The organism is Peptidiphaga gingivicola (assembly GCF_001652275.1).
In the GTDB taxonomy this organism is placed as follows: Bacteria; Actinomycetota; Actinomycetes; order Actinomycetales; family Actinomycetaceae; genus Peptidiphaga; species Peptidiphaga gingivicola.
Map to the genome: position 1 here is coordinate 1,500,820 of NZ_LVZK01000001.1, position 12,536 is coordinate 1,513,355.

Genomic DNA, 12,536 nt, shown 5'->3' on the forward strand with positions numbered 1-12,536 from the left:
GGTGAGCGACGTGCAGCTCGACCGGTGGCAGAGCGCAGCCCTCGAGGCGTGCCGTGCACCGTGCCGCGTCAGCCTTCTGGGCGCCCCGGGCACGGGCAAATCCGCCGTCGTCGCCGCGCTCGTCGCACGCGAGGCGGCGTTGGGCCGCCGCATCGCCGTCCTCACCCTCGACAGGCGGGCCGCTTCCTCGCTGCAATCGGCCGTGTCGCTGACGAACGGCTCCCTCTCGGAGCGGGTGAGCGTCCGCTCGCTCGTCTCCTTCTGCTACGGGATCGTCCAGAGCTACGCGCAGGCGGTGGGAAGGCGCGAGCCCGAGCTTATCTCCGGCCCGGAGGAAGACGCGCTGCTGTCCGACATACTCGCCGACCCCGAAGCCGGCGTCGAGTTCCCCGATTTCGTCGACGACGACCTCAGGAGGCAGCGTGGCTTCCGCGCTCAAATGCGCGACCTCCTCACTCGCGCGTGCGAATTGGGGCTCTCGCCTCGGCGGCTCGAGGATCTGGGGCGAAAACACGGCGAACCGATGTGGGTCGCGGGGGGCCAGCTTCTGGGCCTGTACGAAGGCGTGACGACGGCGCGCGACGCGCTTGCCGGGGCCGCCGACGCTCCCGACCGGCTCGACCACGCCCATCTCGTCGGAGCGGCGACCGCGATCTTGCGGGACTGGGAGGCGAACGTCCCCGGGCCGCACCCGCGGCCGCGATGGGACTGGGTCATCGTCGAGGACATCCACAACGCGCCGCGGTCGGTGCTCGGTTTGCTCGCGGAGCTGGCCGCCGACGGGGCCTCCGTCGTCACCACGGGCGACCCCGACTGCGCGGTGCAGGGCTTCAGGGGCGGCGTCGCCTCGCTTCCCGGCGACGTCGCCGCCCCGGCTCCGCGCGGGCTCGGCAGCCGAACGGTCCCTCTGCGGCAGCGGCATCGCGGGGGGCCGAAGATCGCCGGGGTCGCCGACGCCCTCGCCGAGGCCGTTCGCGTCGGCGGAGGAGCAGTCCGCCAGCGCAACCCGAAGGCGGCCGAGCGGCCCGACAGCGTGAGTGCGCGACGCTTCGTCCACCCGGAGGAAGAGGCGGCGGCCATAGCGCGGGCCGTGCGCGAGGCGCGCCTTTTGCGGGGAATCCCCTATTCCGAGATGGCCGTGGTCACGAGGTCGCGTTCGACGCACCCCGGACTGCGCGCCGCCCTCGTGCGCCGCGGGGTTCCCGTGGGGCAGATAGGAACCGACCGCCCGTTGCGAGAGGAGCCCGCCGTGGACGCGCTCCTCTCGCTCGTTCGCCTCGCCCTTGACAGAGCGTCCGGCAGCGCCGAGCTCGTCCGCGTGCTGACCGGTCCCCTCGTGGGAATCGACCCCCTCCGCCTGCGCCAGATCGGCAGGATTCTGCGTGGCGGAGAGCTCGCCCGAGGGGGAAGCCGCAGCGAATCCGAGCTTTTGTCCCTCGCGGCCGAAGGACCTTCGCGTCTGAGCGAGGTCGCCCCCAAGGGGATCGGCGATCTGCTGCGCGCGGCCAGAATGCTCGAAACCGTGCGCGAAGCGGCCGAGCGCTCGAACCGCCAGGCCGAGGAAGTGCTGTGGGCGGCGTGGGAAAGCAGCGGCAAGGCCGAGGAATGGCGCGAGGCCGCTCTGCGCGGCGGGACTGCCGGGGATGCGGCCGACTCGGCGCTCGATTCGGTCATCCAGCTTTTCCGCGTGGCCCAGCGCATGGCGGACAGGGACGTCGACGTCCCCGTCGACGTCGTACTCGACGAACTCCAGACGCACGATCTGCCTGAGGACTCGATCGCCCGGGCAGGAGCCGCCGCCCAAACGGTGACGCTGACCACTCCGAACGCCTCGATCGGCAGGCAATGGGAGTTCGTCATCGTCGCGGGGCTCCAGGACGGCCTGTGGCCGAATATGCGGCTGCGAGACGCGTACACGGCGACCGGAAGGCTGGCCCAGATCGTCACGGGGCGCGACCCCGGCGCCGGCGCGGACGGGCTCGCCGGACGCCGCCAGGCCTACGAGGAGATCCTCGACGACGAATTGCGCCAGCTCCACCACGCGGTCACCCGCGCCGACGGCGAGCTTCTGCTCACCTGCGTGGATTCGGAGGAGGCGCGCCCCTCGCGCTTCTTCGAGCTCATGGGCTTTGTGCCCGAGGAGCTCCGGGACGCCGCCTCCGCGGGCCGGCAAGGCTCGGGCGACGCCCGTCAGTCCGGCGGATCGCCCGACGTCGCCGACGCAAAGGGCCCTTCCGCCGCGCTCGACTCCGACGGCGTGCGCCACGCTGCCGCGGCGTCCGGCCGTCTCGTCTTGGAAAGCCCGCGGGCGGCCGAGGGCGAGCTCGACGTCGTCGGCCTGGTGGCGGACATACGCCGGTCCGGAGCCGGCGGGCGGGAGGCTGAGGAGGTCCTTGCGCGCCTGCGCGAGGCCGGATTCCGGCAGGCCGATCGGTGCACGTGGGCCGAGGCCCTTGAGCCGACGCCGTCGAGGGGGATCGAGGCGGGCGGAACCGTCGTCGTCTCGCCGTCGCGCGTCGAAACGATGCTCGACTGCCCCCTGAGGGGCTTCCTTTCTCTCGTGGGGGCGGAGGATTCGGACGACAGGAGGACGGCCGACATCGGAACGCTCGTCCACGCGATCGCCGAAAGGTCGGCTGGTGCGAGCCGCGAGGAGATCATGGGCGACTTCGAGGCCAGCTGGGCGGCTTTCGACAAGCCTGAGGACCCCGTGGCCGCGCAGGCCGAGTACGCCCGGGCGCGCATCCTCGTCGAGGGGCTTGCCTCCTATCTCGAGGACTTCGCCCGCGGCGGCGGCAGCGCCGAGGTCGAGCGGCGGATATCGGTGGAGATGGAGGACGGCGTCGTGCTCAGCGGCAAGATCGACAGGGTCGAGCACGACGGCGCAGCGAGGCGGATCGTCGATTTCAAAACCGGCAAGCACACGGTCTCGGCCAAGCAGGCCGAGGACAACGTCCAACTGCAGCTCTACCAGTGGGCGATGGGCAAATCCGGCCTCCCGGCGGACGGCGGGGCGGCGCTCGTCTATCTCGGACAGACGCTGAAGAAAACGAATCTGCCCGCGCAGCGCGAACAGCGGCCGCTCGGCCCGGAAGGCAAGGCGCTCGCAGAGGAGCGCCTGAGGCAGGCCGGCCGCCTGCTGCAAGGCGGCGAATTTCCCGCGCGCCCGTCGCAAGCCTGCCGCACGTGCCGTTTCGTCTCGCTGTGCCCGGCCAAATCCCAAGGAAGGCTGACCTCGTGAGCGAGGCGACGTACGAGCGGGTCATGCGCCGGCTCGCGGGCGACCGCATGCCGACGCCCGAACAGCGCGAGGTCATCGAGTCCGAGGACGCCGCGATCCTCGTGACGGCGGGCGCAGGGTCGGGGAAGACGGCGACGATGGCCAATCGAATCGCCTATCACGTGGCTGCGGGCCGCGTCTCGCCCGAGGAGGTGCTCGGCCTGACGTTCACCCGCAAGGCTGCGGGCGAATTGAGCCAGCGCGTGGACCGGGCCCTCGGGCGCCTGCGGGCCGCCGGGATGCTGCCGCATACGGGGCAGATCTCGCGATCCTCCCTCGCCCGGCCGACGATCTCCACCTACAACGCCTTCGCGTCCGACATCGCCGCCTCGTACGGAATGCTCGTGGGCGCCGACCCGACGGCGCGGCTCGTCACCGATGCCGAGCGCTTCCAGCTCATGGACTCCGTCGTCGCCGAAGGCGCCGTCGACCCCGACGTCGCCTCTCGCCACAGCCACGCGCGCATCGTCGAGGTCGCCCTGCGCCTCGCCGCCGGGGGGATCGACAACGGGGTTTCCGTCGAGCGGATGCGGGAGTTCTTCGAGGGCGAGGCCGCGGCCCTCGAACGCCTTGGGGAGGACCCCAGGAAGTTCACGAAGGGCGACATGGCCGATGCCGGGATGGAATCGGCCGAATGGGAGCGGCTCAAAAGGGACTGGAGGGCCCTGACGAAGGCGGACTTCGCCCTGCAGTTGGCGTGCCTTCCCGCCGTCGAGGCCTACATGGAGCGCAAGCGGAGCCTCGGGTTGGTCGAGTTCGCCGACCAGGTCGCGACCGCCTCCGAAGTGCTCGGGCGGTACGGGCGGATCGGCGAGGAAACGGCCTCGAGGCACCGCCTTGTGCTGCTCGACGAATACCAGGACACCTCCGTCAACCAGGCCGTCTTCCTCCGCCGCGCGCTCGGCGGGGCGGGCGAGGGCAGGTCCGTGTGCGCGGTGGGCGACCCCAACCAGGCGATCTACGGCTGGCGCGGGGCGAGCGCCAACGCGCTGGCGGACTTCGCGGTCGCCTTCGCGGGCGAGGCGCCGGTTCGTCGCCTGACGCTCTCGACCTCCTTCCGCTCCGACGCGGCGATCCTCGACGCGGCGAACGCCGTCGCAGCGCCCCTCGATGAGGCCGCCGCCGGAGTGCGCAAGCTCAAGGCGAGGCCGGGCTGCGGCCTCGGGCGCGTCGTCGAAGCCCGCCCGCTGTTCGCCGAGGACTCCTACCGGGCGATCGCCCGGAGGATCGAGGACGTTCAGGCCGAGGTCGCCCGCACGCGCGCCGCTCAGCCGGAGATCGCCGTCCTTTGCAGGAAGCGCTCCTCGATCGAACGGGTCGCGGACGCGCTGCGCGAAAGGGGGATCGCATACGAGATCGTGGGAGGCGAGAGCCTCATCGAACGCCCGGAAATCGTCACGGTGCGCGCGGCGCTCGGCGTCCTCGCCCGCCCGTCGCACGGCGGGCTGCTCGTGCGGCTGCTGCTCCACTGGGGCGTGGGCAGCGACGCCATGAGGGCGCTCCGCGAATGGTCTTGGGAGCTGGCGCGGCGGTCCGTGGGCGATGCGCCGCTCGACCCTCGCGCCGAGGCCGGCCTCGTCGAGGCGGTCAGCCGCCTTCCCGACCCGGAGTGGGTCGGCTCTCGAGGCTTGGCCTTGGATTCGGCGGCCTTCGACCGCCTGAGCCTCGTTTCGAAATCGCTGGCCTCGCTGCGGTCCTCGGTCCACCTGCCCCTCGCCGACCTCGTTGAGAAATGCATCTCGCAGCTGGGCCTCGACCTTGCCGCAGCCTCCCGAGCCGAAGGCTCCCAGCGGGTGCGGACGTCCCTCGACTCGTTCGTCGCATTGGCACGTGGGTATTCGGCCGCCCATCCGGGGGCCTCGGTCCGAGACTTCGTCGACTGGCTCGACCTCGTCGAACGCCACGAATACGGGGGAGAGGAGGAAGCCGGAATCGACGCGTCGGAGGAGGTCGAGGTGCACGCCGGCGTGGTCCAAATCTTGACGGTCCACGCCGCCAAAGGCCTCGAATGGCGGGACCTGGTCGCCATCCCGGAAATGGTCTCCACCCAGTTCTCCGAAAAGGAGTCTGGCAAGTCATGGACCACGGACCCCTCCGTCTTCCCGTTCCCCCTCAGGGCCGACCGCGCGCACCTTCCCCGATTCCGCCCGAGCGACTTCTCCGAGAAGCTCGACGCCGCCCTGGCCTACAGCCGATTCCTGCGCGCCGACATCCCCGCGCACGAAAACGCCGAGGCCCGCCGCCTCGCCTACGTCGCCTTCACGCGGCCCCAGGAGGAGCTCTTCCTGGCGGGATACGGACTGGCCGCCAAGGAGATCCCCCCGTCCTTCGTCGAGGGCGACGCCGTCAGCCTCCTGCCGCGCTCGGTTTTCCTCGACGACGTTCGCAAGGGCGCGAGCGTCCTCCCCGCGGCCGACGTCGCCGGCCCGGAATGGCCGTCGGAGCTGACCGAGGAGTGCACCGCGACGATGCCCCTTGCGGAGGCGACTGAGCGGACCGGAGGCCCGCCCGAGCCCGTCATCGACTACGCGAACGCCGATCTGCCGCTGTGGCCGGCCGACGTCGTCCGCGCCGGCCCCGGCGCCGGGCATGCCTCCGGACCCGACGGCTCCGGGGGCGGCTCCGGCGATTCCGGGGAAAGCCCCGTCCCGCCCGAGCGCGTCGCAATGTGGCGGCGGAGCGCCGACCTTCTCATCCGCGAGCGCGAGGCGGCGTCCCGCCCGGCCGTGCCGGAGCGCCCGTACGTCACGGCCACCGACGTCGTCCACCTCAACGAAGACCCCGCGGCCTTTCTCGCCCAATGGCGCCGGCCGACGCCGCAGCGTCCGAGCCGCGCGGCGCGCACAGGAACCGAGGTGCATTCGCGCATCGCCGAGTTCTACGAACGTCCCGCCAGGCTCGACATCGACTCGGTCATGGCGCAGGGGGAGCAGCCTGTCGACATGGACGTCCTCACGCGCGAAGAGGAGGCCCGTCTGCTCGAGGCGTTCAAGGCAAGCAGGTGGGCGCGTATGCCGGCGATCGCCGTCGAGGAGAGCCTTTCGGCGGTGATCGGCGGGCGCGTCGTGCGGTGCACGATCGACGCCGTCCTCGACACCTCCGCCGAGCCGGGCCTTTCGGAGGTGACGATCGTCGATTGGAAGACGGGGCGGCGCCCCGACGGGGAGGCCTTGGCTTCCCGGGAGCTGCAGCTCGCGATCTATCGGCTCGCGTGGGCCCGCGCCCACGGGCGCGACATAGCGGACGTCGGCGCATGCTTCGTCTATCTGCGAGAGCCGGAAGGCAGGCAGACGCTCGCTGCGGCCAAACTGACGGAAGAGGAGGTGGCCCGGCGCATCGAGGATTCGCTCGCCGCGGGGATGGAAGCGGGGATCGGCCTGTGGAGGCCCGGCGGAGTGTGAGCCCGCGGCGGCCCGCTTGAAATCGGCCTGTGGAGGCCAACTTGGGGGAGGCGCAGGCCGTTTAAGATTCGGCCTCGGCGACCTGCTTGGACAGGTCGTCAAGCATGCTTCGCGCCTCTTTCTGGATCGAGGCGTTGTTCGTGCGCACACCGTGCATGAGCCACCTGGGGATGGCCAGTTCGGACATGAGCAGCATGCGCGAATACATCGCGTCGTCGATGCCGGCGCCGCGGGTGTGCTCGTAGGCGTCTATGACGGCGGCGTAGACGTTTTCTTCCAAGGAGAGGAAGGGGGCAAGGTCCATCGCCGGGTCGGCCACCTTCGCCTCGCCGAAGCCGGTGACGGTGGCTATTCCGCCGTCGGACCACAGGAAGTTCTCGGCGTCGATGTCGCCGTGGACGACGGTCGGCTCGAATTTCCAATTCGAGGACTTTTCCAGAGCGTCCTCCCAGCGCTCAAGGAGGTTGAGGGGGAGGGAGCTCGCCTCGTCGGCGTCGGTGAGCTCGGTGAACAGCCGCATGCGCCAGTCGGTCGCGCTGTAGACGGGAAGGCCGGCGTCGGCGACGACGTCGTGCGAAAGCGAATGGATGGAGGCGATGACCCGCCCGATTTCGCGCGCCTGGTCGCGCCCGATGTCCTCCCAGTCGATTGCCGTTCCGAAAGGCTGCGGGCAGATGACGGCCCGCCCTCCGGTCGCCGCGTGAACGAAGCCGGCCGGGCGGAGGATGTCGAAGGGAAGGTTGCCGCGCCGCAGCTCCCGAAGGAGGTTGGGCGCGAGGGCCGCCTCGGCTTCGATGATCGTCGCAGCGTGCGAGTTCTTCGGGCATTTGACCATCCAGTGGCGTCCGTGCGCGTCGAGCACTCCGCCTGAGACGTAATCGTCCGTGTTGACGAAGGGCGGCCGCGTGCTCACGGCTTCCAAGCCGTCGATCGCCGCCACGGCGAGGGCTGCGAGATACAGAGAATTGCTCACGTTGTTAACCTACGTCGTTTCGATGGCCTATGCCTCTTTACACACCGCTTTGGGTACCGTACCTTCTCAGCAGCCGGATTTATCCACAGGTGAGAGGCGCTTATCCACAGGGTGTGAATGGCGGCCGGCGTCCTGTTTTCGCCCCGTCTAGTCTACGAACCATGAAGACGATCCGCGATGTCGAAGCGAAAGTCCGCGAAATGGTTCGGCGCGAAAGCCTTGATCCGCAACGGGAGGCCGAAGGCCTGTCCATCGACGGCTTCGGGCCGCGATCCGTGCGCATCGGCGCGACGAGCTCGGCCAAACTGCGGGCAATCGAGGCGCCATGAGGTAGCCTTGGGCCGTGGCAACCGATCATCAGGCAGAAATCGAAGCTCTGCGAAAGACCTTCCAGCAGATCTCCTCCGTGTCGAATCCGGAGGGGCTGCGCGAGCGCATCGCCGAGCTGACGGAGGCGTCGGCCGCTCCCGACCTTTGGGACGACCAAGACAAGGCCCAATCCGTCACGTCCAAGCTTTCGCACGCCCAGGCCGAACTGGACAAAATCAATGCCATGTCCGCCGCGTTGGACGACCTCGAGACGCTCAAAGAGATGGCCGACGAGGAAGCCGGCTCCGACCCTGAGACGGCCGCGGAGCTCTACTCGGACCTTGAGCGCGAGCTCGGACAAGTCGGCGCCGACATGTCCGAGCTTGAGATTCGCACGCTGCTGTCCGGCAAGTACGACGAGCGCGAGGCCGTCGTGACGATACGCTCGGGGGCCGGCGGGGTCGACGCCGCCGATTTCGCCCAGATCCTCCAGCGCATGTACCTGCGATGGGCCGAGCGCCGCGGCTACAGCGCCAAAGTGCTCGACACGTCGTACGCCGAAGAGGCGGGGATCAAATCGACGACTTTCGAGGTCAGTGCGCCCTACGCATACGGAACTTTGTCAGTCGAAGCCGGAACGCACCGACTCGTGCGCATCAGCCCCTTCGACAACCAGGGAAGGCGTCAAACCTCCTTCGCCGCAGTTGAGGTCATCCCCCTCATTGAACAAACCGACCACATCGACGTTCCCGAAGCCGACATCCGCGTCGACGTCTTTCGCTCGTCAGGCCCGGGCGGGCAGTCCGTCAACACCACGGACTCCGCGGTCCGCATCACCCACATTCCAACCGGGATCGTCGTCTCAATGCAGGATGAGAAGTCCCAGATCCAAAACAGGGCCGCTGCGATGCGAGTGCTCCAATCGCGCCTCCTGCTCCTGAAACAGGAGGAGGAGGCCCGCGAGAAGAAGGAGCTTGCCGGAGACATCAAGGCCTCGTGGGGGGACCAGATGCGTTCGTACGTGCTCCAGCCTTACCAGATGGTTAAAGACCTGCGGACGGGATACGAGGCGGGCAACCCCGAGGCGGTGTTCGACGGCGACATCGACGGCTTCATCGACGCCGGCATCCGATGGCGGGCGACGGGCGTCAAGGCCGGCGAAGGAGAATGACGACGGCGCCGGCCCGCAAACGGCCGGCGCCAGCCAGCCCGGCGAGCCGAGAGCTTTCCAATTCGGCAGAGAGGCTCGGCCGACGAGAGACAGGTTCCGTCCGCAGGCGGCCTTCGCCCGGATTTCGACGTCGTCGGCGCGCCTAGGAGAGAAACCGTCCGTTGATGCGTAAGGTCTATTCGACCCATGGCGCTATCAATTCGGCGGTTTTTATGATCACATTCGACAAGGTGACGAAGCTCTACCAAAGAGGCGCTCACCCTGCCCTCGACGATGTCAGCATCGACGTCGAGCGCGGAGAGTTCGTCTTCCTCGTGGGCCCCTCGGGCTCCGGAAAGTCCACGATGCTTTCGCTCATCCTCGCGGAGGAGCGCCCCACGTCCGGCCACGTCCACGTTCTCGGAAAAGACCTGTCGAAGGTCTCCCAGCGCCGCGTGCCGCTGCTGCGCCGCCAGATCGGCGCCGTTTTTCAAGATTTCCGACTGCTCGGCGACAAGAACGCCTACGAGAACGTCATGCTTGCGCTTCAGGTCATCGGCGCGCCGCGCCACAGGATCAAAACCGAGGTGCCCGAGGTCATCGAGATGGTCGGCCTTGAAGGCAAGGAGAAGCGTTACATGACCGAGCTTTCGGGCGGCGAGCGTCAGCGCGTCGCGATCGCCCGGGCCATGGTCAACAGGCCGCAGGTGCTTCTGGCCGACGAGCCCACCGGAAACCTCGACCTCGAAACGGGGATGTCCATCATGCGGCTGCTTGACCGCATCAACCGTTCGGGCACGACGGTCGTCATGGCCACCCACGATCAGAGCATCGTCAATCAGCTGCGCAAGCGCGTCGTCGAACTCAAAGACGGAATGGTCGTCAGGGACGAGGCGCGCGGCGTCTACGGAGGTGAAAAGCGGTGAGGCTGCGTTTCATCAGCACCCAAACCCTCAAGGGGCTGTGGTCGAATCGGGCCATGGCCGTCTCAGTCATGCTCGTCACCTTCGTCTCCCTTCTGTTCATCGGGTCGGCGTCGCTGCTTCAAAAGCAGATCGGCGTGGTCCGCGACCAGTGGCTTTCCGACCTCGAAATCTCCGTCTTCATGTGCCCGGCCAATTCCAACAAGGCCGGCTGCGCCGACGGCGAGGCGACCGACAAGCAGATCGCGGCCATTCGCAAGGAGCTCACGGACGGCCAGCTGTCCAAGTACGTCGAGAAGTTCAGGTTCGAGACGAAAGGCCAGGCGCTCGAAAACTACCGCAAGCAGATGAAGGGATCGGGCTTCGAAGACGGCGTGACGAAGGAGGACATGCAGGTCTCCTTCCGCATCAAGCTCACCGACCCGAGCGACTACAAGAAAGTCACCGAAACTCTGACCGGCCGCCCGGGAGTGGAGACGGTCGAAGACCAGTCTCAGCAGGTTGATCCGCTCATCAGGGTCCTTGACAGGCTCAGCTATGTCTCCGCGGGCCTCGCGGTGGTCATGGTGGTCGTAGCCCTGCTCCTCATACCTACGACCATCCGCCTGTCGGCTATGTCCAGACGCGACGAAACCGAGATCATGCGGTACGTCGGCGCATCGAATTTCTTTATAGAGCTGCCGTTCATATTGGAGGGAGCGGCAGCTGCACTCATAGGATCGCTTTTGGCGGTAGGAGGCCTGTGGGCGGCCGTCGTCTACTTCATACAGGAGTGGCTGTCGGACACCGTCACGTGGATCCGCCAAATCCAAACCAGCGATCTGTTCGTCATCGCCCCATGGCTCGTCGTGGGGGCGGTGCTCGTGGCCGCTTCGGCTTCATGGATCACACTGCGTCGCTATGCAAAGGTCTGATTATGTCAATTAAAAGCTCCCGCTTCCTCTGCGCCTTCGCGGCGGCGGCTCTCGCCATCGCCGCAACGTCCCCGTCCCAGGCGGACGAGCGTGACGACCTGCTGAAGAAAAAGCAAGAGCAGGAGCGCCAGATCGAGAACTACAAGTCCTCGCTCGAAGGCGTGAACACAAATCTGCAAAAGGTCTACCTCGACCTCCAGCAGACCCAGGCTCAGATTCCCGTTGCCGAAGCCGAGTTGAAAACGGCGAAATCGGAGCTGGCTGCCGCCACCCGCCAGCAGGAAGCCGTGGCGGGCCAGCTTCAAGCAGCGCAGTCTGAGCTCAGCTCGATCGAGAAAGAGGTCCGTTCGGGCGAGAAGACCATCGCCGTCACCCGCAAGGACCTGGGGACGGTCGCCCGCGCCGAGTACCGCGGAGACGCTCTCCCGAGCACGTGGGACCTCATGGTCGGCTCGCGGTCCTCAGAGGATTTCTACAACTCGGTTTCGGCCACTCGCGCCGCATTCCGCAAGCAGACCGCGGCGCTCCAGAAGGTCCAGCAGAAGACGGCGATGGCGCGAAATCGCCAGGCCCGCCAGAGCGCCGTGCGCAAGAGAGTCGCCCAGCTGAAGTCGGAGGCGGACGCGCTCGTGGCCGACAAGACGAGCAAGCAGACCGCCGCGGAGTCGAAGGCCAAGCAGCTGTCTTCCCTTCAAACGACGTACACCACGCAGTCCCAGCAGCTGGAGGCTCAAAAGGGCCAGTTCCAGACGTCGATCCAAGAGGTCAACACCGCCCGCGACGCCACGGCTTCTCAGATCGCGGCGATCGACGCCGAAAACCGCCGCAAGGCGGAGGCCGCGGCTGCCGCGGCTCAGGCCGAGGCCAAGAAGAACAGCGCAAAGAAAGCCCCCGCGGCGCCCGCGCAGCCCCAGCAGCCTGCGGGCGGCGGGGGAGGCGCGGGCCAGTCCGTCGTCGGCGGAGGCTTCCTCGTTCCCGTCATTCCGCGGCCCCTTCAGGTGACCTCGCCTTTCGGCATGCGTTACTACCCCTTCGGCGGGTACTACATGCACAACGGCGTGGACCTCAGGTCCCGCTGCGGGCAGGCGCAGGTCGCGGCCGGCGACGGGATCGTCGCGAAGACGGTTCCCGCCCCAGGCAACTCCACGCACGGAAATCAGGTGTTCCTCAACCTCGGAGTCGTCAATGGGCATTCGTGGGTCGTCGTGACGAACCACATGTCCGGTTTCGCCGTCTCCGCCGGCCAGACAGTCAAAAAGGGTCAGCTCATCGGGTGGACCGGCCAGACCGGCCAGGTCACCGGATGCCACGTCCACATGGAGGTATGGCGCGACGGAAAGGTCATCAACCCGATGTCGCTTCCCGGTTTCTGACGGTTTCGCTTCCTGTCGCTTCCCGGTTGCCTGACCGCTCCGGTTTCCGACCCTTTCCGGTTCTCTGACCGCTCTGGTTTCCGACCCTTTCCGACGGCTTCAGTTCACGGACTTCCGGTTTCTCAAGGTTCCGTCAGGCTCCGCCCTTTTGCGGGGGAGCGTGCGTCCGATGTGTTTGTTCGGCGTCGTCCTTTTCGAGGGACGACGTCGAAC

The 12,536-nt window shown here is 67.9% G+C and carries 8 protein-coding genes; 7 read left to right on the plus strand and 1 reads right to left on the minus strand.

Going from position 1 to position 12,536, the window contains the following annotated elements:
* Position 1: 1 nt before the first annotated feature.
* Both A4H34_RS06200 and A4H34_RS06205 read left to right on the plus strand, forming a co-directional pair.
* Positions 2 to 3,241 (plus strand): ATP-dependent DNA helicase, encoded by a 3,240-nt coding sequence (locus tag A4H34_RS06200; RefSeq protein WP_064231400.1) that lies wholly within the window; start codon positions 2 to 4, stop codon positions 3,239 to 3,241.
* On the plus strand, positions 3,238 to 6,681 hold the full coding sequence (locus A4H34_RS06205) for an ATP-dependent DNA helicase (protein ID WP_064231401.1): 3,444 nt from the start codon (positions 3,238 to 3,240) through the stop codon (positions 6,679 to 6,681). The genes A4H34_RS06200 and A4H34_RS06205 overlap by 4 nt, the downstream gene beginning before the upstream one ends.
* A 61-nt stretch (positions 6,682 to 6,742) precedes the next feature.
* On the opposite strand, the gene A4H34_RS06210 is transcribed toward A4H34_RS06205, so the two are convergent.
* Complete coding sequence (locus A4H34_RS06210) at positions 6,743 to 7,654, minus strand: phosphotransferase (protein WP_064231402.1); 912 nt, start codon at positions 7,652 to 7,654, stop codon at positions 6,743 to 6,745.
* Positions 7,655 to 7,815: 161 nt separating this feature from the next.
* Here A4H34_RS06210 and A4H34_RS11015 point away from each other — a divergent pair, with 161 nt between their 5' ends.
* The 5 genes from A4H34_RS11015 (at position 7,816) to A4H34_RS06230 (ending at position 12,323) form a co-directional block, all read left to right on the plus strand.
* The gene (locus tag A4H34_RS11015) at positions 7,816 to 7,983 is read left to right on the plus strand and encodes a hypothetical protein (protein WP_009199000.1); all 168 of its coding nucleotides are present in this window, start codon (positions 7,816 to 7,818) and stop codon (positions 7,981 to 7,983) included.
* 14 nt (positions 7,984 to 7,997) lie between these two features.
* Positions 7,998 to 9,134 carry a peptide chain release factor 2 gene (gene prfB / locus A4H34_RS06215; RefSeq protein ID WP_009198999.1) on the plus strand — a complete coding sequence of 379 codons (1,137 nt, stop codon included), beginning with the start codon at positions 7,998 to 8,000 and terminating at the stop codon, positions 9,132 to 9,134.
* A gap of 212 nt (positions 9,135 to 9,346) precedes the next feature.
* Positions 9,347 to 10,039, plus strand: a complete 693-nt coding sequence (gene ftsE / locus A4H34_RS06220; RefSeq protein WP_064231719.1) for a cell division ATP-binding protein FtsE — start codon at positions 9,347 to 9,349, stop codon at positions 10,037 to 10,039.
* On the plus strand, positions 10,036 to 10,950 hold the full coding sequence (gene ftsX / locus A4H34_RS06225; protein ID WP_009198996.1) for a permease-like cell division protein FtsX: 915 nt from the start codon (positions 10,036 to 10,038) through the stop codon (positions 10,948 to 10,950). The genes ftsE and ftsX overlap by 4 nt, the downstream gene beginning before the upstream one ends.
* A gap of 2 nt (positions 10,951 to 10,952) precedes the next feature.
* Positions 10,953 to 12,323: a M23 family metallopeptidase gene (locus tag A4H34_RS06230; RefSeq protein ID WP_009198995.1), complete on the plus strand. Its 1,371-nt coding sequence runs from the start codon at positions 10,953 to 10,955 to the stop codon at positions 12,321 to 12,323.
* The last annotated feature ends 213 nt before the right edge of the window (positions 12,324 to 12,536 follow it).

Bases quoted from the DNA above. Each gene is read 5' to 3' on its own strand.
- A4H34_RS11015 (WP_009199000.1), top strand. From the start codon at position 7,816: ATGAAGACGATCCGCGATGTCGAAGCGAAAGTCCGCGAAATGGTTCGG.
- A4H34_RS06230 (WP_009198995.1), top strand. From the start codon at position 10,953: ATGTCAATTAAAAGCTCCCGCTTCCTCTGCGCCTTCGCGGCGGCGGCT.
- ftsE (WP_064231719.1), top strand. From the start codon at position 9,347: ATGATCACATTCGACAAGGTGACGAAGCTCTACCAAAGAGGCGCTCAC.